The following is a 22,721-nucleotide window of genomic DNA, read 5'->3' on the forward strand; positions in this document are numbered from 1 at the left end:
ACGCTTGCGGGCAAGGTTCAAACCGCGATCATTCCCGCCTAGAGGGACGGGCATGACAGGTTCCTCCCTCACCGCCGCCCTGATCGTCGCCGCCGGCAGCGGCACGCGCGCCGGCGGCGCCCTGCCCAAGCAATATCGGCCGATCGCCGGCACGCCGATGTTGCGCCGCGCCTATGACGCGGTGGCGGCGCATGCCGGGATCGATATGGTGCTGGTCGTCGTCTCTGCCGACGAACGCGATCGGGCGGCGGCGATCCTGCCGGGCGCCGAACTGGTCGCAGGCGGCAGCAGCCGGCGCGAATCGGTCGCCAACGGGCTGCGCCATCTCGCCGACCGCGGCGTCGGCCGCGTGCTGGTCCATGATGCCGCACGTCCCTTCCTGCCGCCCGCGGTAATCGACCGCGTCCTGGCGGCGCTGGATCAGGCGGATGGGGCAGTCCCCGTCCTGCCGGTCGCCGACACGCTGGCGCGCGGGCCGGACCTGTTGGGCGATATCGTGCCGCGCACCGACCTTGCCCGCATCCAGACGCCGCAAGGCTTTCATCTGGAACGCCTACTCGCCGCGCATGCCGCTTGGCCGGCGCAGGAGGAAGCGACCGACGACGCGCAGATGGTCAGGCGGCTTGGCGGACGCGTCGTCTTGGTGCAGGGCGATACGATGCTCGACAAGGTCACCTACGCGCAAGACTTCGATGCGGCCGATGCCCGCCTCGCCTGGGAAACCCGCACCGCCATGGGCTTCGACGTCCACCGGCTGGAGGATGGCGAGGAATTGTGGCTGGGCGGCGTGCTGATCCCGCATCATCAGGGCCTGTCGGGCCATAGCGATGCGGACGTCGCGCTGCATGCGCTGACCGACGCGCTGCTCGGCACGATCGCGGCGGGCGATATCGGCACGCATTTCCCGCCAAGCGACCCGCAATGGCGCGGCGCCGAGTCGGGCCAGTTCCTGCAACATGCCGCAAAGCTGATCGCGGAAAAGGGCGGCCGGATCGATTTCGTCGACCTGACCATCATCTGCGAGGCGCCCAAGATCGGCCCGCACCGCGCCGCGATGGTCGCGCGGATCGCCGACCTGCTGGCGCTGTCGCCCGACCGGGTCAGCCTGAAGGCGACGACGACCGAGCGGCTGGGCTTCACCGGCCGTGGCGAGGGCATCGCGGCACAAGCCGTGGCGACCGTGCGCCTGCCGGGCGCCGCCGCGTGAGGATCGCCGCACTGTTCGCGCTCGCCGCGCTGGCGGCCGGCACCTCGGCGCAGGCGCAGACCGGCTGCATCACCGGTCCGGAGGCGGAGGCGATGACCCTGGTCGCGATGCCGGACATCATTCACGAAACCGGCCGGGTCTGCGGCGCCCGCCTGCCCGCGACCAGCCTGATCCGCCGCAGCGACGGCCCCTTCGTCGCCAAGTACAAGGCGGCGGCCGATGCGGCCTGGCCGGCGGCGCGCGGCGCGATCGTCAAGCTGTCCGACCCTGCGGTCGATGCGCTGCTGCAATCCGATTATGCGCGCCCGCTGCTCACCTCGCTACTGGTGCCGGTCATCGTCGGGCGCATCGCGCTGAAGGATTGCGGCACGATCGACCGGCTGGTCACCCTGCTGGAGCCGCTGCCGGCGCGCAACAGCGCAGGGGTGGTCGTCGCCACGCTGCAATATCTGAAAAGCGAAAAGGCCAAGGGCCGGCAGGTCGCCGTGCCCGACCTACCGCTCTGCACGCAAGGGAATCGCTGATGGACACGCTGCTTCCCCCCGAGATCGTCGCACTCGCCACCCGCGTGATCGAGGAAAACCGCACCGCCGGCCGCCGCATCGCCGTTGCGGAAAGCTGCACCGGCGGTCTGGTGGCCGCCGCGCTGACCGAGGTGCCCGGCGCGTCGGACGTGTTCGATCTGGGCTTCGTCACCTATTCGAACGACGCCAAGATGACCTTGCTGAAGGTGAGCGCGGACGTGCTGGAAACCTTTGGTGCGGTATCCGTCGCCACCGCCTGGGCGATGGCGCAGGGCGCGCTGAAGCACAGCTCCGCCGACGTCACCGTGTCGATCACGGGCGTCGCCGGGCCCGGTGGCGGCACCGAGAAGAAGCCGGTGGGCACCGTCCTGTTCGGCCGTGCCGAGCGTGGCGGCGATCCGGACGATGTTCATTCCGTCCGCCGCAGCTTCGGCGATATCGGTCGCGGCGGTATCCGCGCTCAGGCGGCGTTGTGCGCGCTGGAGCTGTTGCTGCCGTAAAGCTTGCGGGCCCGGTCCTCGAATGCGCCGATCATCCGGCGCAGCGCGGTGCCGAACACCTGGCCGGCCAGCATCTCGAACACGCGGTTCTTGAACGCGAAGTCCACCGAGAAATCGACCGCGCAGCCGCCCTCCTCCGCCCGAAAGCGCCATTCGTTGCGCAGATATTTGAGCGGCCCGTCGATATAATCGACATTGATGCTGTGCGGCCGCTGCTTGGCGACGCGGCTGGTGAACGTCTCGCGCAGCCCCTTGAAGCCGACGATCATGTCCGCCACCGTCTCCGTGTCGCTGTCCGACCGGACCCGCATCGCCGATACCCAGGGCAGGAACTCCGGATAGCGGCCGATATCGGCCACCATGTCGAACATCTGCTCCGGCGTATAGGGAAGGTGGCGCGTCTCGCTGTGCTTGGGCATGCGCGTTACGCCCTCACCTCCTGGGGCCTGATCGCGGCCAGCTTGGCCGTCCGCGCATCGCGCAGCCGCGCGAAATCGTCGCCCGCATGATAGCTCGACCGGGTCAGCGGCGAGGACGCGACCAGCAGGAACCCCTTGGCCCGCGCGATCGCGGCATAGGCATCGAACGCCTTGGGCGTCACGAACTCGGCGACCTTGGCGTGGCGCGGCGTCGGTTGCAGATACTGGCCCATGGTCAGGAAATCGATGTCGGCAGAGCGCATGTCGTCCATCACCTGATGGATCTCCAGCCGCTCCTCGCCCAGCCCCAGCATCACGCCCGACTTGGTGAAGATCGACGGATCATGCCGCTTCACGCTCTCCAGCAGACGCAGCGACGCGTAATAGCGCGCGCCCGGCCGGATCGTCGGATAAAGCCTGGGGACGGTTTCCAGATTGTGGTTGTACACGTCTGGCCGCGCCTCGACGATCGACTCGACCGCGGCCTGCGCCTTGTTGCGGAAGTCGGGTGTCAGGATCTCGATCGTGGTCGAGGGCGTGTTGCGACGCAGCGCCTGGATGACCTTCACGAACTGCGACGCGCCGCCATCGGGCAGGTCGTCACGGTCCACGCTGGTGATGACGATATGCTGCAGACCCATCTCGGCCGCCGCCACCGCGACATGCTCGGGCTCTAGCGGATCGACCTTGCGCGGCATCCCCGTCTTCACGTTGCAAAAGGCGCAGGCGCGGGTGCAAGTATCGCCCAGGATCATCACCGTCGCGTGCTTCTTGGTCCAGCACTCGCCGATGTTCGGACAGGCCGCCTCCTCGCAGACCGTCGCCAGGTTCAGGCGGCGCATGAGCTGCTTGGTTTCCGCAAAGCCGACCGAGGTCGGGGCCTTCACACGGATCCAATCGGGCTTGCGCGCGCGCGGCGGCGCGGCCAACGGGGTCATCTCGTTCATGCATCGCGAAATAGCGATGTGATCGGCGAGACACAATGGCGACCCGTCCCGGGATCGATTCGGAACCGCTTCGGTCCTAACGTGTTCGCCATCATGCGTTACAAATCCGGGAGTGATCATGACCGACTTTTCCGACCTCGTTGATGGCTATCGCCGCTTCCGCACCGCCGACTGGCGTCGTCAGCGCGAGCGCTGGTCCGAGCTGAAGGAAGGCCAAAGCCCCAAGGTGATGGTGATCGCCTGCTCCGACAGCCGGGTCGATCCGGCACAGGTGTTCGACACGCTGCCCGGCGAGATATTCGTGGTGCGCAACGTCGCCGCGCTCGTTCCCCCCTTCGAGACCGGTGGCGGGCACCACGGCGTGTCGGCCGCGCTCGAATTCGCGGTGACCCAGCTCAAGGTCGAGGAAGTCGTGGTGATGGGCCATGGCAAGTGCGGCGGGTGCCAGGCGGCGCTGACCCAGGGCTTTGCCGATGCCAAGCCCGGTGAAGGCGGCTTCATCGCCGACTGGGTCCATCTGCTCGACGGCGCGCGCGAAAAGGTGCAGGCCGAGCATCTGGAGGGTGCCGAGGCGACCCGCGCGATGGAACTGGAAGCGGTGCGCACCTCGATCGAGAATCTCCGCACCTTCCCCTTCGTGACCAAGGGCGAGGACGCCGGCACGCTGAAGTTGCGCGGCGCCTATTTCGCGATCGCCGACGGCATCCTGCACGTCATGGAAGACGATGGCGCGTTCAAGCCCGCCTGGACCGAGGCGGCCTGATATCTCAGTCCTGCACCGGCTCCTGGAACGGCCAACCCCCTCGGCGGCGTAGCACGAACCAGTAATAGGCTGCCGAGCCGACGATCTGCGCCCCGGTCATCAGCAGGCCGGGGCGCCCTTCCTCCAGGTCCAGCCAGCTCGTCCAGACGATATACCCCAGCGCCACCAGCGTGATGATCGGCGCCAGCGGATAGAGGGGCATGCGGTACGGAGCATGGGCCGTGGCCCCCGTCCGCCGCCCGACGATCGCGGCCAGTGCGATGCCTGCATAGATGGCCACCAGCCCGGTTCCGCTCAGCACCAAGAGCAGCGTCAGCGGCAGGAAACAGCACAGCACCCCGACCCCGCCGACGACCAGCGTACCGATGACCGGCGACCCCAGCCGCGGGTGGATGCTCGCCATCCAGCGGTCAACCGGCGCGCCCCAGCTGCGATCCCGCGCGGTGCCGTAGAAGAAGCGCGCACAGGCCAGGATGCACGCGATGATCGCGTTGACGATCGCCACCACCACGCCCAGCGCCATCGCCGCGCCAAGGCCGCTGCCGCCCCGCGCCGTCACCATCTGCCCGAACGGATCGTCGTGGCGCAGCACGCCGCCCAGATCCTGTGCCGAGACGAGCAGCGCGATCACCGGCACCACCTCGAACGCCAGCGTCAGTATCAGTGCCGCAAGGATCGCCCTGGCTATACGCTGGGGCGCATCCAGCATCTCTTCGCCGAAATACACCGCCGCGCCGTAGCCGTTGAGCGCAAAGATCGCGATCGATGCCGCCAGCCCGATACTCGCCGGACTGGCCGGCACCAGCCCGTTCGCCGCCGGCATCATCGGCGCGGTCAGGAAGCGTGTGGCATCCTGCACCCAGTCGGCGAACCCCAGTCCCACCACGACCAGGATCGCCAGCACCTCGATGGCCAGAAACGCCCCCGTCACCAGCGCGTTGACCCGGATGTTGAGGAGCGCCACCAGCGTGGAGGCCGCGACCACCGCCGCCGCCACCGGCACCGCCGGCAGGCCCGGCATCACGGTGGCGAGCACCGCACTGATCCCCAGTCCGGCGACGGGAGGAAACAGCAGGTTGTTGAAAACGTTGACGCCCAGCATCACGAAGCCGGCCAGCGGCCCCAACGTGCGCGCCACCGCGACATATTCGCCACCCGCCACCGGCCATGCCGATGACAATTCCGCATAGATGAACGCGGTGGCGACGCACACGATCGCGGCCAGGATCATCGCCCACACCGCGCCGGTGCCGGCGACCTGCAACATCCCCGGCACGATCACGAACACCGACGATGCCGGCGTCGCCACGGACAGCGTCAGGAACAGCACGCCCATGACGCCCAGGCTGCGGACCAGCCGGGGCGCCGCCGCCGGCTGCAACTGATCGTCCAGCATCGCCGCGCCTGACGGGTCAGCCCGCCTTGGGCGCCACCGTCTTGTCGACCTCGGGCCCGGTCGCCGTCGTACGCAGGCTCAGCTCGCGCATCTGTGCGTTCGACGGCAGGCTGGGCGCCCCCATCAACAGGTCCTCGGCACGCTGGTTCATCGGGAACAGCGAGATTTCGCGCAAATTCTGCGCGCCGCATACCAGCATGACGATCCGGTCGACGCCGGCCGCCATGCCGCCGTGCGGCGGGGCGCCATACTGGAACGCGCGGTACAGGCCGCCGAAGCGCTCCTCCACGTCCGCCTTGGACAGGCCGACCAGCTCGAACGCCTTGACCATCAGCTCGGGGCTCTGGTTGCGGATCGAACCCGATGCGATCTCATAACCGTTGCAGACCAGATCATATTGATAGGCCTTGATGGTCAGCGGGTCCTGACCCTCCAGCGCGTCCATCCCGCCCTGCGGCATCGAGAAGGGGTTGTGCGCGAACTCGACCTTCTTGGCGTCCTCGTCCCATTCGTAGAAGGGGAAATCGACGATCCAGCACAGGCGGAACGCGTCCTTCTCGATCAGTCCCAGCTGATCGGCGACGCGGGTGCGTGCCGCGCCGGCCAGTTTGGCCGCCTGCTCGACCTTGCCCGCCGCAAAGAACAGCCCGTCATCGGGCCCGAGCCCCAGCGCGGCGTAGATCGCCTCCATGCCTTCGGTGCCGTGGTTCTTGGCGATCGGCCCGCCGAACTCGCCACCCTTGCGGGTGACGTAGCCAAGGCCGGCATGCCCCTCGGCACGCGCCCATTCGTTCATCTCGTCGAAGAACTTGCGGCTCTTGTCCGCGGTCGCCGGTGCCGGGATGGCGCGTACCACGCCGCCCGAACCCACGATCTTCTCGAACAGGCCAAAGCCCGAGGTGGTGAAATGCGCCGACACATCGGTGATGATCAGCGGGTTGCGCAAATCGGGCTTGTCGCTGCCGTACTTCAGCATCGCCTCGTCATAGGCGATCCGCGGAAACTCGCCGCTCGGCGTCACGGTGCGGCCATCGGCAAACGACTCGAAGATGCCGCCGATCACCGGCTCCATCGTCTCCCACACCTCTTCCTGCGTGACGAAGCTCATCTCCAGGTCGAGCTGGTAGAATTCACCCGGCAGGCGGTCGGCGCGCGGGTCCTCGTCGCGGAAGCACGGTGCGATCTGGAAATAGCGGTCGAAGCCCGCGACCATCAGCAACTGCTTATACTGCTGCGGCGCCTGCGGCAGCGCGTAGAACTTGCCCGGATGAATGCGGCTCGGCACCAGGAAGTCGCGCGCGCCCTCCGGAGACGACGCAGTCAGGATCGGCGTCGAATATTCGGTGAACCCCACCGCTTCCATACGGCGCCGCATCTCGGAAATCACCCTGGTGCGGCGCACGATGTTGGCGTGCAGCGTGTCGCGGCGCAGATCCAGGAAGCGGTAGCGCAGGCGGATATCCTCGGGATATTCCTGCTCGCCCGCCACCGGCATCGGCAATTCCTCGGCCGCCGACAGTACGGTCGCGCCGCGCGCGAACACCTCGATCTCGCCGGTCGCTAGGTTCGCGTTCACCGTGCCGCCCGATCGCGCCTTCACCACGCCGTCGATCGTCACCACCGATTCGACGCGTACCGCCTCCAGCACCGGCAGCGCCGCCGAGTCGCTGTCCGCCACGATCTGCGTGATGCCGTAATGATCGCGCAGGTCGATGAACAGCACGCCGCCATGATCGCGCTTGCGGTGCACCCATCCGGACAGGCGAACGGTTTCGCCGACCTGGGGAGCGGCCAGCGCGGCACAATTATGGGTTCTATAGGCGTGCATGATCGCGATCTCTGACAAGCAAAGTGGAAAGCCGGCCGCTTTCCTGTCCGGCCCCTCTTTGTCAACCCGCGCGAGCCGTCTATGGGCAATCGGATGCACGTACACCCGTTGATTACCGACAGCGCGACGCTCGCCAATCTCTGCACCCGCCTCGCCGATGCCGACTTCGTCACCGTCGACACCGAGTTTATGCGCGAAAGCACCTATTGGCCCGAACTCTGCCTGATCCAGATCGCCGACACCAACGAGGCCGCCGCGATCGACCCGATGGCGCCGGGGCTCGACATGACCCCGCTGCTCGACCTGCTGGTCAATAACGAGGATGTGCTGAAGGTCTTCCATGCCGGCGGCCAGGACATCGAGATCATCTACAACCTGACCGGCAAGACCCCGCACCCGCTGTTCGACACGCAGGTGGCGGCGATGGCGCTGGGGCAAGGCGAGCAGATCGGCTATTCCAACCTGGTCGACAGCTGGCTGGGCATTCAGGTCGACAAGGGCGCACGGTTCACCGACTGGTCGCGCCGCCCGCTCGACCAGCGCCAGGTCGATTATGCGATCGGCGATGTCACCCATCTGTCGAGCATCTTTCCCAAGATGCTGGAGCGTTTGAAGAAAACTGGTCGCGGCGCGTGGCTGGATCAGGAGATGGAGCGGCTCGCCGACCCCGCCCATTATGCCAATGATCCCGATCTGGCGTGGAAGCGCGTGCGCATTTCTGGGCGCAAGCCGGACGTGCTCGGCCGGCTGAAGGCGCTCGCCCGCTGGCGCGAGCTGGAGGCGCAGGCCAAGGATCTGCCGCGCGGCCGCATCGTCAAGGACGAGACGCTGGGCGACCTTGCCGGGCACCCCCCGCGCAAGCAGGCCGATCTGGCCCGCGTCCGCGGCCTGTCCGCCACCTGGGCCGGCAACGACATTGGTGGCCGCCTGATGGCCGCGATCGAGGGGGCCGAACCGCTTCCCGCCGACGAGATGCCCCCGCGCGACGATCGCAAGCCCGGCCTCGGCAAGGAGGGCTCGCTGGTCGCCGACCTGCTCAAGCTGCTGCTCAAGATCCGCGCGCGTGACATCGACGTCGCCTCGCGCCTGCTCGCCCGGTCGGAGGAGCTGGAACTGCTCGCCGCCGGCGTGCGCGAGGACCTGCCGATGCTCACCGGCTGGCGCTTCGACCAGTTCGGCCGCGACGCGCTCGATCTGGTCGAGGGCCGGCTGGGCTTCGTGGTGAAGAACGGCAAGCTGAAGATGGTCCGCACCGAGGGAGAGGCCGAATGATCGCCCGGTCGCTGGTCGCCCTGCTGCTGCTCGCCGGCTGCGCGACGACGCCCGAGGGCGGCGCATGCCGCGCCGATCGTGCGCAGGACCTTGTCGGCAAGCCCTGGGCCCCGGCCGGCGAAGCCGCCGTCCTGAAGCGGACCGGGGCACGCACGCTACGGGTCATCGGCCCCGATACGATGGTGACGATGGACTATCGCCCCGATCGGCTGAACGTCGAGACCGACGCGGGCGGCATCGTCACCCGCCTGCGCTGCGGCTGAGGGACGCCGCTCAGGCCTCGGCGAGCACCGCCCGGCGCCCCAGGCCGCTGGCCAGCGCGCCGTGGCGCCGCTCGACGGCCTCGCCGTAGAAGCCGGTGTCCTGCGCCGGCAGCGCCAGCGTCACCGCCTCTTCGGACAGCGTCACCGACGACCGCTCCAGCGGCCCCGCCAGCCCGCCGCTCAGCCGCTGCCCCAGCCGGATCGCCAGCCCCCAGAGCGTCGCCGCCTTCAACTGCGCCGGACTCGCCAACTGCGCCAGCGGGTGCGGCACATCCAGCCCACCGCCCAGGCTCGTGTGCAGCGCCTGCGCCAGCATTGCGCGGCCGACCGCGTCGATCCCCACCCAATTGCCATGCAGCGCGATCTCCACCCCGCGCTCCGCCCGGAACTCGGGGTTGGCACGCCAGCCGACATCGGCCAGCAAGCATGCCGCATGGCGCAACCGGGCGTCGGCGGTCGCGTCGGCGGGGAACAGCGGCGCGATCCAGCCCTGCAGCAGGTCGCCATGCTCGGGGAAACGGCCGAGCAGTCGCCCTTCCTCCCGCGCGCCCACGATCAGCGGGTCGAGCGCCCGCGTCTCCGCGTCCAACGCACCGAACAACAACCCCTCGCGCAGACCATAGGCCGACACGATCGTCGTACTGCTCCCCAGATGCCGCAACAACACGCCCAGCAGCGCCGTCGCATCCGCCAGCGTCGCCGCACGCCCGGACGACAACCCCGGCACGCCGCGCAGCCGCGGCTTGCTCAGATGCGGGATCGTCCGCCCCAGCCGCGCGACATCGGTTGGCGTAAGCGCATAATGATGAATGATCGGCAACGGATATTCCGCCAGCCCCATGTCCAGCCGGGCCAGTGCGCGCCACGATCCACCGACCAGATAGAAGGGCAGTCCCCTGCCCGCGCCCTCCCATCCGGCCTCGTCCACCAGCCGCGCGATATGCCGCTCGAACGCCTTGCTCCCCTTTTCGCGCAGAGCCGGAATGCGCAGCACACCGAGCGGAAACGATACCCGGTCGCCCACCTGACCGCCCCGCACCCGCACCAGTTCCAGGCTGCCTCCGCCCAGATCGCCGACGATCCCGTCCGCCTCCGGAATGGCGGACAGCACGCCCTCGCCTGCCCCCTTGGCCTCCTGCTCGCCCGACAACAGTTCGACCTTCAGGCCAAGTTCGTGCGCACAGTCGATCAATTGTTGGCCATTGGCGGCGTCTCGCACCGCCGCGGTGGCGACGGTGCGGACGGTATCGACCTTCATCTCGCGGGCCAGCGCGGCAAAGCGGCGCAGCGCCGTCTGCGCCTTGGCGAGCGACCCCGGCTCGATTGCGCCGGTCGCGGCCAGTCCCCGGCCCAGCCCCGCCATGACCTTCTCGTTGAACAGGATCGCGGGCAACCGCGCATGCCCCTGATAGACGACCAGGCGGACCGAGTTAGATCCGATGTCGATAATGGCGGTTCGCGGCGCCGGTGCGGGCGCCGCGTGGCTTGCTGCTTTGGTCATCGGCTCAGCGCTGCCGGCGAAGCGAAAGCGTTGGAACGGCATCACGCGACTCCAGTGCCGCGCCGCGCCCGGAAAGCGAGGGGTTCGTCATGAAATAGCGATGCAGGTTGAACGGTCTGTCCCCCGGTTCGTCACGGACGTAGCGGCCATCCGGCTCCAATTCCCAACTCTGCTCATTGTCCAGCAGGTTCGCGACCATCACCTGATCCAATATTTGGTCGTGTACCGTGGGGTTCAGGATCGGCAGCATATATTCGACGCGCCGGTCGAAGTTGCGCGGCATCCAGTCCGCCGACGAGATGAACAGCTTCGCCCCGTCATTGGGCAGCGCCTTGCCGTTGCCGAATGCCCAGATCCGGCTATGCTCTAGGAAGCGCCCGATGACCGACTTCACACGGATATGGTCGGACAGCCCCTCTACACCCGGCTTCAGGCAACAGATGCCGCGCACGATCAGGTCGATCTCCACGCCTGCCGCACTCGCCTCGTACAGCTTCTCGATGATCGCCGGGTCGACCAGCGAGTTCATCTTGGCCCACACGCCCGCCGGCTTGCCGGCGCGTGCATTGGCGATCTCGTCATCGATCATCGCCATCAGATTGGCGCGCAGGTCGCGCGGCGACAGGCTGACGCGCTCCATATGCGTCGGCTCGACATAGCCGGTGATGTAGTTGAACATCCGCGCCGCATCGCGCCCCAGCGCCGGATCGGCGGTGAAGAAGCTCAGATCGGTATAGATGCGCGCGGTCACCGGATGATAATTGCCGGTACCGAAATGGCAGTAGGTACGAAACGCATTGCCTTCGCGCCGCACCACCATCGACACCTTGGCATGCGTCTTCCAGTCGATGAAGCCGTAGACGACCTGCACGCCGGCGCGCTCCAGCGCGGCCGCCCAATACAGGTTCTGCTCCTCGTCGAACCGCGCCTTCAACTCGACGATCGCGGTCACCGACTTGCCCGCCTCGGCCGCGGCGATCAGCGCGTTGATGATCGCAGACTGTTTGCCCGCCCGGTACAGTGTCTGCTTGATCGCGACGACGTCCGGGTCGGCCGCGGCCTGTTTCAGAAAGGCTATCACCACCTCGAACGTCTCGTAGGGGTGATGGACGACAATGTCCTTGGCGCGGATCGCGGCGAAACAATCGCCGGCGAATTCCCGGATACGCTCAGGAAAACGCGGCGAGAAGGATGGGAATTTCAAATCAGGCCGATCCTCGTCGACCAGCATGTCGAGGTCGCCGATACCCAGCAGATTGCCGCTCTCGGTGATGATCGCGTCGGACCCGCCCAGTTCGTCGCGCAACACCGCGGACAGGCTGTCAGGGATGCCCGTCTCCATCTCCAGTCGGATCACGCGGCCACGGCGGCGACGCTTGATGGCGTTGGCGAAGTAGCGGACCAGATCCTCCGCCTCTTCCTCGATCTCGATATCGCTGTCGCGCAGCACCCGGAAGGTGGCCGACCCGTTCACCACATAGCCGGGGAAAAGCTGCGCCGAGAAACGCCGCACGATCGCCTCGATCGAGATGTAGCGCGACGGTTCGCCCGGCAACCGCACGAAGCGCGGCATGGTGGCCGGCAGCATCACCAGCTCCATGATCGGTTCCTCGTCCGACACGCGCGTCAGGTCGAAGATGATCGACAGCCCCTTGTTGGGGATGAAGGGAAAGGGATGCGCCGGGTCGAGCGCCTGTGGCGTCAATATGGGAAAGATCTGCTCGCGGAAATGCGTCTCCAGCCAGCCATGCGCCTCGCCGTCGATCGCGTCACGGCGCAGCACGAAGATGCCTGCATCATCCAGCAAATGGCGCAGGTCGCCCCACACCGCCTGCTGGCTGGCGAGCAGGGCATCCGCCTCCGCGACGATGCCGCTCAACTGCTGGCCCGGCGTCAACCCGTCGACGGAACGCTGGCCGACATCCTGCGACTGCTGGCCTTTCAGGCCTGCGACGCGGACCATGAAGAACTCGTCGAGATTGGACCCGGAGATCGACAGGAAGCGCAATCGTTCGAGCAGCGGATGCGCGCTGTTGCAGGCCTCCTCCAGCACGCGGCGATTGAAGGCGAGCCAGGACAGCTCCCGGTTGAAGTACCGCCCGCTCGGCTCCGGTACGAAGGGATCGTCGTCCGGTTCGGCCATCTTGGCGATATGCGCGGGGCGGGTCATCGGGTCTCGCTTGTCGGGTCAGGGGTCGGCGATCAGGCCGGCCTCCGTCAGGGTGGCTCGTGCAAGGGGAATGGACAAACGCTTCTGACGTTCCATGGCCTGCTGGTCGAGCATATCGACGGTGCGTATGACAGCCAGATGACTGCGCTCGATCCGTGTCGCCAGCCATTCGATCAGGTCGGGGCCAGCGAACAGGCCACGGCGCGTGAACAACTGGTCCAGCAGCAGCGGGATCAGTTCGTCGTCGGGCGCGTCGATCTCCGCCAGCGTCGAATTGGCGAGACGCGAGCGGAGATCGGGCAGCTTGACCGCCCAGACCGGTGGCGCGGCGTCCGCGACGATCACCAGCGGCCGTCCTTCCGCCTGCGCCCGGTTCCAGGCGTGAAAGATCTGCGCTTCGGGCAGACGCTCGGCATCGTCGATGATCGTCCCGCCGCTGCGCGCCGCGAAGATGCGCGCCAGCAGCGACCGTCCCGATTTGCGCGGCCCGGTCAGCACGGCGGTGCGCGTCGGCCAGCCTTCCCAACGGTCGAGCATCTGCGCGGCATGCGCGTTGGAGGGGGTGATAAGAAACGCGTCCGAACGCGGGTCCGCCGGCCATGCCAGCGGAAGGGCCATCTGACTCATCCGGTAATTCCGTTATCGGCCGGCACCGCCGGCGTCGGTATCTGTGCGGCCCGGCGGATGCGCAGCGTCGTGCCGCTGCCGATCACCTGATAGCCGCGGCTTTCCAGCGCCGTCCGCAACGCGGCGGGGTCGCCGTCATAGGTCACGCGCATCAACGAAACGCCGCCCAGCGCCAGGCTGGAGGTCGCCGCCTGCCGCACGCCGGGGATCGAGCGCACCAGGCTTTCGGTATTGGCGACCGCACTGGCGCTCGGCGTGTCGAACTGCACGGTCACCGCGATGCCCGCTCCCGTGGTCGCGGCGATCGCGGCGTCCAGCCCTTCGATCGGCTCGTCGACGAGCGCATCGTCGTCGATCACTGGCTCGGGCGCCGGCGGCGGGCTCAGGCTGGCGTCGGGGTGCAGCGCCCCGCTCGACAGCGCGCGTTGATACATCGCATCCAGCCGCTGCACGCCGGTATCCAGCAACTGTGCCAGCCCGGCGGACGAGCCGACGCGCAAGGTAAAGGTACCGAGCAGATGGTTGTCGGGCCCGTGCCGCGCCTGGAACACGCCGATCACCGGCCCGCCCGGCCATTGCCGGTAGAGGCGGACCGTGGGGATCAGGATGTCCGACGCGCCATATTGGTCGATGATCGTCCGCCACCAGCCGCGACCCGGACGGCCGATCTGCCCGGCATTGAGCAGCAGTGCGTCGGGGCCGGTGCCCGCCGGCCGCACATAGTCGATCGTGCTGTTGCCCGTGCGGAACCGTGCCCAGGCCTGTTGCCAGGGCGAACGCCCCTCGAACACCTGCGACACGCCGCCCGAGATCTGCATCGGCACCACCAGCATGGGCAGCGACCGGTCGGCATAGGCGGAGATGCCCAGGATCGAGGCAGCCCGCGTCCGGTCAAAGGTCACGCCCAACTTGGCCACATAGCGCATCGGGCCGATCTGCTCGTTCTCCACGACGATCCCGGACACGATCAAATCGAGCGTTCCGTCCGACACCATCGCACCGCCGCCGCCCAGCCGGCGCGACAACACGACCCACGCCTTGCGCTGCGCCACGCGCCAGCCACCCAGCCGCGCAGCCTCGGCGGTCTTGCCCGCCACGTCGACGCTGACGCCGCTCACCTCGTAGTCACCGGTGTTGGCGACGGGCGCGACGCCGCGGTCCTGCCCCTCCATCTGGGCGAGGACGGCCGCCGGACCCATGACGGCCACGCAGCAGGCGAGAAGAACGGGGGCACGCAGGCGCATCGCGGCCTTTTGGCGAACCAGACGTGGAAATCCAAGCGCGATGTGGCTAACGGGCGCGGATGACCGACAGCACGCCCAGCTACACCTACGCCGATGCCGGCGTTTCCATCGCCGCCGGCAACGCGCTCGTTCGCGCCATCGGCCCGCTTGCCAAGGCGACGCGCCGCCCCGGCGCCGATGCCGATCTCGGCGGATTCGGCGGCTTTTTCGACCTGAAGGCGGCGGGCTTCACCGATCCGCTGCTGGTCGCGGCCAATGACGGCGTCGGCACCAAGCTGAAGCTGGCGATCGAACACGACCGACACGAGGGCGTGGGCATCGATCTGGTCGCGATGTGCGCCAACGACCTGATCGTGCAGGGTGCCGAGCCGCTGTTCTTTCTCGACTATTACGCCACCGGCAAGCTCGACAATGTGGTTGCCGAGCGTGTCGTCGCCTCGATCGCGGAAGGGTGCAAGCAGGCGGGCTGTGCGCTGATCGGCGGCGAAACCGCGGAAATGCCCGGCATGTACGCGGGCGGCGACTATGATCTCGCCGGCTTCTGCGTCGGCGCGGTGGAGCGGGATAATGTGCTGACCGGGCGCGATATTATGCGCGGTGACGTCATTCTGGGACTCGCCTCCTCCGGCGTCCACTCGAACGGCTACTCGCTCGTGCGCCGACTCGCCGCGGACAAAGCCTGGAAGCTCGACCGCCCCGCCATCTTCGACCAGAACCGCCTCCTGATCGACACGCTGATGGCGCCCACGCGCATTTACGTGAAGTCGTTGCTCCCGCTGCTGCGCGAACGCCGGATCAAGGGTCTAGCGCATATCACCGGCGGTGGACTGCTGGAAAATATTCCGCGTGTTCTGCCCGCCGAGGCGCATGCCGTGATCGATGCAGACGCTTGGGTACAGCCGCGCCTGATGGCGTTCCTGCAGGCGCAGGGCGGGATCGAGCCGGAGGAGATGGCGCGGACCTTCAATTGCGGCATCGGCATGGCCGTGGTGGTGGCCGCGGAGCAGGCCGATGCGGTGGCCGAGGCACTGGCCGCTGCCGGCGAGACGGTCGAGCGGATCGGCCATGTCGAACACGGTGCCCGCGGCTGCACGGTGCGCGGATCGGCGGGCACGTGGAGCGCGAAGGCGGACTGGACGGGCACGCATGCGGGTTAAGGTCGGCATCCTGCTGTCGGGCCGCGGCTCGAACATGCAGGCGCTGGTCCGCGCGGCGCAAGGGGCCGACTGCCCCTATGAGGTCGTGCTGGTCGCCTCCGACAAGCCCGACGCGCCCGGTCTCGCCTGGGCGGCCGAACAGGGGATCACGACTTTTTCACTTTCCCCGAAAGGCATCGGCAAACCTGCCTTCGAAGCGGAGATGACCGCGATGCTCCGCCATGCGGAGGTCGAGGTCGTCGCGCTCGCCGGCTATATGCGCCTGCTGTCCGATCGCTTCGTCGGCGACTGGCGCGGCCGGATCGTCAACATCCATCCCTCACTCCTCCCCAAATACAAGGGGTTGGATACGCATGCGCGGGCGATCGCGGCGGGGGATGCGGTGGCGGGCTGTTCGGTGCATGTGGTGACCGAGGAGTTGGATGCGGGAGCGGTGCTGGGGCAGGCCGAGGTACCGATCCATCCCGGCGACGATGCCGACAGCCTTGCCGCGCGCGTGCTGATCGAGGAACATCGCCTGTACCCCCGGATATTATCGGAGTTCGTCCGCTCATGACCGACATTCTCGCCAAAGTCCGCGCCGTCGCGCTGCTGCTGCCCGAGGTCGAGGAAGGTGCGGATGACCGCCAGGTCGCCTTCCTGGTCGATGGCACGCCCTTCGTCCGGTGCGATGGCGAGAGGGTGGAGGTGCGCGCCGACGATGGCTGGCGCCGCCTGGAAAATGGCGATGCGACGTTGATCGAGGACCGGGTGGCGCGTGGCTGGGAACTCACCGCCCCTGCCCGCCTGCTGGAGGCCGGCGGCCGGTGAGCGGCGAGACACCGATCAGGCCCGCACCCGCCGCCGCTGGATCACGCTGGCGGAGGCGGTTGCCGTCATCGGCCTGTTGATCGCCGGACTGACGCTCTACACCAACTGGTCCGACAAGCGCGCCGATCGGGCCGCCCGCGCAGCGGCGGCGGCCGACGAGAAGGCGGGCAAGGCGCATTTCGTCGTTCGGGCCAAACCCACAGCAAACGGCAACGCCCTGACCCTGATCGAGGATGACGCGCACAGCCTGGGCGATATCGCCGTGACCTTTCCCTCCCACCTTGGGGTCGAGGGTCGCACCGCCATTTCCGGCGCGACGATCGCGGCCGACTGGTTTGCCGATCCCCTGCTCAAGGCGACGGATGGCGGCGACGATCGCAAGACCGGGCGCCTGCCCATCCTCCTGACCGTCGAATATTTCGCCGGCGACGAGCCGCACCGCCTGACCGGCATCTACGACATCATCTGGCGCACCGAAGGTCGCATGCTGCGCGGCCGCACGCTGAAGCTGGAGGACCTGCGCCTGCATCGCAAGGGCGGTGACCAGAAGGCACTCGACGCGATCTGGGCGCGAGAAAAGCCGGCCCCGTAACGCCACGTCCCTACAGGGAATAAGCGCTAGATCGCACGCCCGTAGACGACATCGTCATACCAGGTTTCGCCGACGAGAAAGCGCCGCTCGCCCACCAGCGCGAAGCCCTGCCGCTCGTAAAAGTCCCGCGCGCGCCGGTTACGGCCCAGCACCCCCAGCAGCATCCGGCTCATGCCCAACGCCTGCGCATCGGCGATGGCGCATGCCATCAGCGCTGCCCCCAGCCCGGTGCCACGGGTAACCGACAGGGCATAGATGCGGCGAAGCTCGATATCCCCCGGCTCCGGCGGGATCGGCAGATCGGGCACGGTCAGCACCGAATAGCCCATGGGCGCGGCACCCTCGGGATGCTCGGCCAGCGTCACGGCGCTGGCGGGGTCGTTCGCCCAGGTGGCGAACTTGGCGGGCGCGCTGTTCACCGCACAATGCCGGACGATGTCCGGTCCGGCGAGCACGCCCGCAAAGGTCTCAAGAAAGGTGGCGGCTGCGACCATCGCGAGCGCATCGGCATCCGCCGCCGCCGCCCGTCGCAGCCGCCAGTGCATCAGCCGACCAGCTCTTCCGGCTTGAAGAAATAGGCGATCTCGATCGCCGCATTCTCGTCCGAGTCCGAGCCGTGCACCGAGTTCGCCTCGATCGACTCGGCCAGTTCCTTGCGGATCGTGCCCGGCTCGGCATTCTCGGGGTTGGTCGCGCCCATGATGTCGCGGTTGCGCTGCACGGCATTCTCGCCTTCCAGCACCTGCACGACGACCGGGCCGGAGATCATGAAGCTGACCAGATCGGCAAAGAACGGACGCTCCTTGTGGACCGCGTAGAAGCCTTCGGCCTGCTCCTTGGTCATCTGGATGCGCTTGGAGGCGACGACGCGCAGGCCGGCTTCCTCCAGCATCTTGGTGACCGCACCGGTCAGGTTGCGGCGGGTGGCGTCGGGCTTGATGATCGAGAAAGTACGGTTCGCGGCCATGGCGGTCACGCTGCTCCTGTGATGGTCGGGGAAAAAGTGGCGCCGCCCTAATCGTCCCGCGCCGGCTTGGCAACCGCGCTTGAGGGTGGCTCAGGCCGCCTGTTCCCAGCGCCCCGCCTCGTTCTGCTTCCAATAGCGGCGCTGCACCCCCTCGCGTTCGGCCAGCGCCTTCCATGCGCCCCGCGCGTCGCGGATGCGATCCTCGTCGAAAAAGTGAAACACCCGGTCGAACGCCAGCGCCTCGTCACGCCAGATTCCGTCCGCCAGCGCCACGTGCCGGGCGGCATTGGCCGGCGATACGTCACCCGCGATCAGCACCGGCTGCGCATGGTCGTCGCCGTCGCCGGCCTGGGCGTGCGGCAGGAAGCTTTCGGCCGGATGCAGCCACAGCACCCGGTCGAGCGCCCCGCGTTGTTCGGCATCGCCGGACACCACCAGCAATCGCCCGCCGCCGGCCAGCACCTTTTCGGCGACCGCCGGCAGCACGCGATCGAGCGGCGCCGCGGTCAGATGGTAGAAGTCCACCTGCATCGACGCCGCTCCCCCATTCAGCCTTCGAAATGCTCGGCGACCAGCCGGTCGAGCAGCCGCACGCCGTATCCGGTCGCACCCTTGTCATGATAGGTGCCGGGCTTGTCGGCCCACACCATGCCGGCGATATCCAGATGCGCCCAGGCGACACCCTCGTCGATATAGCGCTTCAGGAACTGTGCCGCGGTGATCGATCCGGCGCCGCGCGGACCGACATTCTTCATGTCCGCGATGTGGCTTTCGATCAGCTTGTCGTACGCATCGCCCAGCGGGAAGCGCCACAGCGTGTCGCCGCTCGCCTTGCCCGCCGCCAGCAGCTTGTCCGCCAGCGCATCGTCGTTGGAGAACAGGCCGCCATGTTCGTGACCCAGGCTGATGATCATCGCGCCGGTCAGCGTGGCGAGATCGATGATCGTCCTGGGGCGGTGCGTCTTCTGCACCCAGGTCAGCGCGTCGCACAGCACCAGACGCCCTTCGGCGTCGGTATTGATGACCTCGATCGTCTGCCCGGACATCGACGTCACGACGTCACCGGGGCGCTGGGCGTTGCCGTCGGGCATGTTTTCCACCAGGCCCATCACGCCGATGACGTTGACCTTCGCCTTGCGGCCGGCCAGCGCCTTCATCGCACCGGCCACGGCCCCCGCGCCGCCCATGTCCCACTTCATGTCTTCCATGCCGGCGGCCGGCTTGATCGAGATGCCGCCGGTGTCGAACGTCACGCCCTTGCCGACCAGCGCCAGCGCCGGATCGCCCTCGCCCGCACCGTTCCACTTCAGGGCCAGCAGCCGCGCCTCGCGCGTCGAGCCCTGGCTCACGCCCAAAAGCGCGCCCATGCCCAGGTCGCGCATCGCGTCCTCGTCGAGCACGGTGACTTCGAGGCCCAGCCCCTCCACCTCGCGCAGCACGCGCTCCACGAAGCTTTCCGGGTACAGCTTGTTCGGCGGCTCGGTGACGAGCGTGCGGGTCAGCGCCAGCCCGCCGTTGAGTGCAAGACCGACTTCCCATGCCGCCTCCGCGCCATCCGGCGCATTCACCAGCGTCACCGTGCCCAGCGTCGGCTTCGCCGTCTCCTTCTGGGTAGTGCGATAGACGTCGTAGCGCCAGCCGCGCTGCACCGCGCCCGTCGCGAACGCCGCCACGGCCGCCGGGGTCGCCTGCGCGCCGCCCAGATCGACCGTCAGGGCGGTGGTGCCGGAGGTCAGCAGCCGCGCGGACAGCGCACTGCCCGCCTTGGCCCATTCCGTCTCGCTGCCGGCGCCGACGCCCGCCAGGATCACCTGCCGCACCGCGCCGTCCCGCGGCACGAACAGTTCGACCAGCGTGCCCGCCTCGCCCTTGAAGCGCCCGGCCTCGGCCGCGGTCGCGGCCAGCGCCGCCAGCCCCTCGCCCGCCGCATCCGAACGCACCTGCGCGACGCCGTCCTTCGCCACGGGAAGGACGAGAACACCCTCGTTCGGTACGGAAGAGGCGAATGCGATCTGCATGGGGGACCTTTCGTTGAAGATGCGCCTCCATCTAGGGCGTCTGCGCCTAACGGCAAGCGCACGATTGCAGGAGCGCTCCGGGTTTGCGATAGGCGTCGCTTGCCACGGGGCCGGTCAGGGCGGCTCCGTCTCGATGCTGCCAAGAGATGGAACCGACTGAATCGTGTTGCGTATCGACCTCCTGGCTGGCTGCTCCCTCCCACTCGTCCTTTTGGCGGCCGTGCCGGCTGCGGGGCAGGATCTGCAGGATCGTGCCGTTCCCCCACCGGCCGAGGGCACGGTAGCCCCCGGCGCGCCGACGCCCGAGGATCAGGTGCGGTTCAGCGCGGCGCAGCTCGAATATGACACCGAGGCCGACATCGTCACGGCCACCGGCGACGTGCGCATGGCGCGCCAGGGGCAGCGGCTGCGCGCCGACACGGTCACCTGGAACCGCAAGACCGGCAAGGTCGTGGCGGACGGCGATGTCGCAATCACCAATCCGGAAGGCGACATCGCCTATGGCGACCAGATCGAGCTGACCGACTCGCTGAAAGGCGGCGTGGTCGACAACATGCTGGTCGTCCTCGAACAGGGCGGCCGCCTCGCCGCGGTGCGCGGCACCCGGCAGGAGGACGGCACGCTGAACCTCGACCGCGCCGCCTATACGCCCTGCGCGGTGCAGACCTCGGAGGGTTGCCCCAAGAACCCGTCGTGGAAGATCACCGCGGTGCGTGTCACCTACCGCCCCGAACGGCAGCGCGTCTATTTCAGCGGTGCGCGGATGAACCTGTTCGGCCTGCCCGCAGTGCCCCTGCCCAAGCTGTCGGTTCCGATCGGCGAGGGCAGCGACAGCGGCTTTCTGGCGCCCGACATCCGCCTCGACCGGGTCAACGGCCTGGAGGTGGTGACCCCTTATTACTGGCGCCTCGCCCCCAACAAGGGCTTGATGGTCGCGCCGCACGTGTTCAGCGACGTGCTGCCGATGATGCAGGCGACCTACGAGTCGCTCGACACGCAGGGTGCGTTCCGCGTCACCGGCTACGCCACCGTCAGCCGGCGCAGCGACGACCTGACCACCGCCAACCCGACCGACACGTCGATGGCACTTCGCGGGTATCTGGACGGCACCGGGCGCTACCAGTTCTCGCCGGAATGGAGCCTCAGCGGATCGCTGCGCCTGGCCAGCGACCGTACCTTCCTGCGCCGCTACGACATTTCCCGCGACGACCGGCTGCGCACCACCGCCAGCCTCCAGCGGATCGGCACCAACAGCTATTTCGCGCTGACCGGCTGGTATGTGCAGACGCTGCGGGTGAACGACCGGCAGGGGCTGCAACCGATCGCGCTGCCCGAGATCGACTGGCGCTACCGTTTCGACGACGGGCTGGTCGGCGGCAAGGTGCAGGTCCAGTTGAACTCGCTCGCGATCAGCCGGTCGGACGGGCAGGACACGCAGCGCGCCTTTGCCAGCGCCCGCTGGGACCTGCGCCGCCTGACCAACTGGGGGCAGGAGGTGACGCTGACCGCCTATGGCCGCGCCGATGCGTACAATGCGCAGGACATCGCCAGCAGCCCGCTCATCTATCGCGGCATGGAGGGGTTCCAGGGCCGCGCGATCGGCGCGGTGGCCGCGGACGTGAAGTGGCCGTTCATCGGCGAGCTGTTCGGCGGCACGCAGCGTTTCACCCCGCGCGTGCAGGTGGTCGCCAGCCCCAAGCTGAAGAATATCGAAATCCCCAACGAGGATGCCCGCGCCGTCGATCTGGAGGATTCCAACCTCTTCGCGCTCAACCGCTTCCCCGGCTATGACCGGTTCGAGGATTCGACCCGCGTCACCTATGGCGGCGAATGGGCGCTCACCCTGCCTGGCTTCACCATCAACACGGTGATCGGCCAGAGCTACCGCCTGAACAGCCGCCCGACGATCTTCTACGACGGCACCGGCCTGTCGGATCGCTGGTCGGACTTTGTCGGGCGCACCGAGCTGCGTTTCCGCGATCTGGTCTCGGTCATCCACCGCTACCGGCTGGACAAGGACAATTTCGCCGTTCGCCGCAACGAGATCGACGCGGTCGTCGGCTCGCGCGCGACCTATGCCCAGATCGGCTATCTCCGGCTCGACCGCAACATCTTCCCCGCCATCGAGGATCTGCAGGACCGCGAGGAAGCCCGTGTCGCCGGCCGGGTCCAGTTCGCCCGCTTCTGGTCCGCCTTCGGCTCGGCGGTGATCGATCTGACCAACCGGCGCGAGGACCCCCTGTCGACCGCCAGCGGCTTCGATCCCGTCCGCCACCGCGTCGGCTTCCAATATGAGGATGACTGCGTCCGGCTCGGCTTTGCGTGGCAGCGTTTCTACAACAACACCGGCGACGCGCGCAGCGGCAACAGCTACTCCTTGACGCTGGCGTTCACCAATCTCGGCCGCTAAGCCGCTATTCAGCAAGATGCAGGCAAAGCGCGCCACAATTGCGACGTACCTTGCGGGTAAGGGCGTCGGCCTGGGTGCGATAAGGATAGCAGACACGGTGAAGCAG

The 22,721-nt window shown here is 67.9% G+C and carries 23 protein-coding genes; 11 read left to right on the forward strand and 12 right to left on the reverse strand.

The annotated features are described in order from the left end of the window. Positions 1-52: 52 nt before the first annotated feature. Genes OXR08_RS07010 through OXR08_RS07020 form a run of 3 tightly spaced genes read left to right on the forward strand, consistent with a single transcriptional unit; the run spans position 53 to position 2,231 of the window. The gene (locus OXR08_RS07010; RefSeq protein WP_267348959.1) at positions 53-1,207 is read left to right on the forward strand and encodes a bifunctional 2-C-methyl-D-erythritol 4-phosphate cytidylyltransferase/2-C-methyl-D-erythritol 2,4-cyclodiphosphate synthase; all 1,155 of its coding nucleotides are present in this window, start codon (positions 53-55) and stop codon (positions 1,205-1,207) included. Then, positions 1,204-1,731: a hypothetical protein gene (locus tag OXR08_RS07015; RefSeq protein WP_267348961.1), complete on the forward strand. Its 528-nt coding sequence runs from the start codon at positions 1,204-1,206 to the stop codon at positions 1,729-1,731. Before OXR08_RS07010 ends, OXR08_RS07015 begins: the two co-directional genes overlap by 4 nt. Continuing rightward, on the forward strand, positions 1,731-2,231 hold the full coding sequence (locus OXR08_RS07020) for a CinA family protein (RefSeq protein WP_267348963.1): 501 nt from the start codon (positions 1,731-1,733) through the stop codon (positions 2,229-2,231). The genes OXR08_RS07015 and OXR08_RS07020 overlap by 1 nt, the downstream gene beginning before the upstream one ends. Here OXR08_RS07020 and OXR08_RS07025 read toward each other — a convergent pair. Together OXR08_RS07025 and lipA are read right to left on the reverse strand one after the other, a co-directional pair. Continuing rightward, positions 2,192-2,650, reverse strand: a complete 459-nt coding sequence (locus OXR08_RS07025; RefSeq protein WP_112383612.1) for a type II toxin-antitoxin system RatA family toxin — start codon at positions 2,648-2,650, stop codon at positions 2,192-2,194. The two genes, OXR08_RS07020 and OXR08_RS07025, sit on opposite strands and share 40 nt — an antisense overlap. A 5-nt stretch (positions 2,651-2,655) precedes the next feature. Further along, on the reverse strand, positions 2,656-3,597 hold the full coding sequence (gene lipA, locus OXR08_RS07030) for a lipoyl synthase (RefSeq protein ID WP_267348965.1): 942 nt from the start codon (positions 3,595-3,597) through the stop codon (positions 2,656-2,658). Between the two features lie 118 nt (positions 3,598-3,715). On the opposite strand from lipA, the gene OXR08_RS07035 reads away from it, so the two are divergent. Next, positions 3,716-4,360 carry a carbonic anhydrase gene (locus tag OXR08_RS07035; protein WP_149683424.1) on the forward strand — a complete coding sequence of 215 codons (645 nt, stop codon included), beginning with the start codon at positions 3,716-3,718 and terminating at the stop codon, positions 4,358-4,360. Positions 4,361-4,364: 4 nt separating this feature from the next. Here OXR08_RS07035 and OXR08_RS07040 read toward each other — a convergent pair whose 3' ends face one another. Both OXR08_RS07040 and aspS read right to left on the reverse strand, forming a co-directional pair. Beyond that, positions 4,365-5,756, reverse strand: coding sequence for an APC family permease (locus tag OXR08_RS07040; protein ID WP_267348969.1), 1,392 nt, complete (start codon positions 5,754-5,756; stop codon positions 4,365-4,367). A 16-nt stretch (positions 5,757-5,772) separates the two neighbouring features. Beyond that, complete coding sequence (gene aspS, locus OXR08_RS07045; RefSeq protein WP_267348971.1) at positions 5,773-7,584, reverse strand: aspartate--tRNA ligase; 1,812 nt, start codon at positions 7,582-7,584, stop codon at positions 5,773-5,775. A gap of 93 nt (positions 7,585-7,677) precedes the next feature. Here aspS and rnd point away from each other — a divergent pair, with 93 nt between their 5' ends. Together rnd and OXR08_RS07055 are read left to right on the forward strand one after the other, a co-directional pair. Continuing rightward, positions 7,678-8,856, forward strand: coding sequence for a ribonuclease D (gene rnd / locus OXR08_RS07050; protein WP_149683426.1), 1,179 nt, complete (start codon positions 7,678-7,680; stop codon positions 8,854-8,856). Beyond that, positions 8,853-9,119 (forward strand): I78 family peptidase inhibitor, encoded by a 267-nt coding sequence (locus tag OXR08_RS07055; RefSeq protein WP_267348973.1) that lies wholly within the window; start codon positions 8,853-8,855, stop codon positions 9,117-9,119. Before rnd ends, OXR08_RS07055 begins: the two co-directional genes overlap by 4 nt. Before the next feature lie 10 nt (positions 9,120-9,129). On the opposite strand, the gene OXR08_RS07060 is transcribed toward OXR08_RS07055, so the two are convergent. From OXR08_RS07060 to OXR08_RS07075, 4 genes are read right to left on the reverse strand one after another with little or no spacing between them, the layout of a single operon-like run. Beyond that, a complete protein-coding gene (locus tag OXR08_RS07060; RefSeq protein WP_267348975.1) occupies positions 9,130-10,620 on the reverse strand; it encodes a Ppx/GppA family phosphatase in 1,491 nt (496 codons plus the stop codon). A 4-nt stretch (positions 10,621-10,624) separates the two neighbouring features. Further along, positions 10,625-12,790 (reverse strand): RNA degradosome polyphosphate kinase, encoded by a 2,166-nt coding sequence (locus tag OXR08_RS07065; protein ID WP_112383608.1) that lies wholly within the window; start codon positions 12,788-12,790, stop codon positions 10,625-10,627. An 18-nt stretch (positions 12,791-12,808) separates the two neighbouring features. After that, positions 12,809-13,417, reverse strand: a complete 609-nt coding sequence (locus OXR08_RS07070) for a chromosomal replication initiator DnaA (RefSeq protein WP_112383607.1) — start codon at positions 13,415-13,417, stop codon at positions 12,809-12,811. Continuing rightward, on the reverse strand, positions 13,414-14,661 hold the full coding sequence (locus OXR08_RS07075) for a heavy-metal-associated domain-containing protein (RefSeq protein WP_267348978.1): 1,248 nt from the start codon (positions 14,659-14,661) through the stop codon (positions 13,414-13,416). The genes OXR08_RS07070 and OXR08_RS07075 overlap by 4 nt, the downstream gene beginning before the upstream one ends. Positions 14,662-14,720: 59 nt before the next feature. On the opposite strand from OXR08_RS07075, the gene purM reads away from it, so the two are divergent. The 4 genes from purM to OXR08_RS07095 are packed head-to-tail and all read left to right on the forward strand — an operon-like array spanning position 14,721 to position 17,220. Next, positions 14,721-15,818 (forward strand): phosphoribosylformylglycinamidine cyclo-ligase, encoded by a 1,098-nt coding sequence (purM, locus tag OXR08_RS07080; protein WP_267348980.1) that lies wholly within the window; start codon positions 14,721-14,723, stop codon positions 15,816-15,818. Continuing rightward, positions 15,808-16,374 (forward strand): phosphoribosylglycinamide formyltransferase, encoded by a 567-nt coding sequence (purN, locus tag OXR08_RS07085; protein ID WP_267348982.1) that lies wholly within the window; start codon positions 15,808-15,810, stop codon positions 16,372-16,374. The genes purM and purN overlap by 11 nt, the downstream gene beginning before the upstream one ends. Beyond that, the gene (locus OXR08_RS07090) at positions 16,371-16,628 is read left to right on the forward strand and encodes a hypothetical protein (protein ID WP_267348984.1); all 258 of its coding nucleotides are present in this window, start codon (positions 16,371-16,373) and stop codon (positions 16,626-16,628) included. Before purN ends, OXR08_RS07090 begins: the two co-directional genes overlap by 4 nt. After that, positions 16,576-17,220: a hypothetical protein gene (locus OXR08_RS07095; RefSeq protein ID WP_267348986.1), complete on the forward strand. Its 645-nt coding sequence runs from the start codon at positions 16,576-16,578 to the stop codon at positions 17,218-17,220. Before OXR08_RS07090 ends, OXR08_RS07095 begins: the two co-directional genes overlap by 53 nt. A 26-nt stretch (positions 17,221-17,246) precedes the next feature. On the opposite strand, the gene OXR08_RS07100 is transcribed toward OXR08_RS07095, so the two are convergent. The 4 genes from OXR08_RS07100 to OXR08_RS07115 form a co-directional block, all read right to left on the reverse strand. Further along, positions 17,247-17,765 (reverse strand): GNAT family N-acetyltransferase, encoded by a 519-nt coding sequence (locus tag OXR08_RS07100; protein ID WP_267348988.1) that lies wholly within the window; start codon positions 17,763-17,765, stop codon positions 17,247-17,249. After that, a complete protein-coding gene (gene ndk / locus OXR08_RS07105) occupies positions 17,765-18,187 on the reverse strand; it encodes a nucleoside-diphosphate kinase (RefSeq protein WP_112383601.1) in 423 nt (140 codons plus the stop codon). The genes OXR08_RS07100 and ndk overlap by 1 nt, the downstream gene beginning before the upstream one ends. Positions 18,188-18,277: 90 nt before the next feature. Continuing rightward, complete coding sequence (locus OXR08_RS07110) at positions 18,278-18,718, reverse strand: DNA polymerase III subunit chi (protein ID WP_149683435.1); 441 nt, start codon at positions 18,716-18,718, stop codon at positions 18,278-18,280. A gap of 17 nt (positions 18,719-18,735) precedes the next feature. Then, entirely contained in the window at positions 18,736-20,205 is a 1,470-nt protein-coding gene (locus tag OXR08_RS07115) for a leucyl aminopeptidase (protein ID WP_267348991.1), read from the reverse strand. A 163-nt stretch (positions 20,206-20,368) separates the two neighbouring features. Here OXR08_RS07115 and lptD point away from each other — a divergent pair, with 163 nt between their 5' ends. Beyond that, on the forward strand, positions 20,369-22,615 hold the full coding sequence (gene lptD / locus OXR08_RS07120) for an LPS assembly protein LptD (protein ID WP_267348993.1): 2,247 nt from the start codon (positions 20,369-20,371) through the stop codon (positions 22,613-22,615). Positions 22,616-22,721: the final 106 nt, after the last annotated feature.

The sequence above is a fragment of the Sphingomonas sp. GM_Shp_2 genome (assembly GCF_026540875.1).
Lineage (GTDB): Bacteria > Pseudomonadota > Alphaproteobacteria > Sphingomonadales > Sphingomonadaceae > Sphingomonas > Sphingomonas carotinifaciens.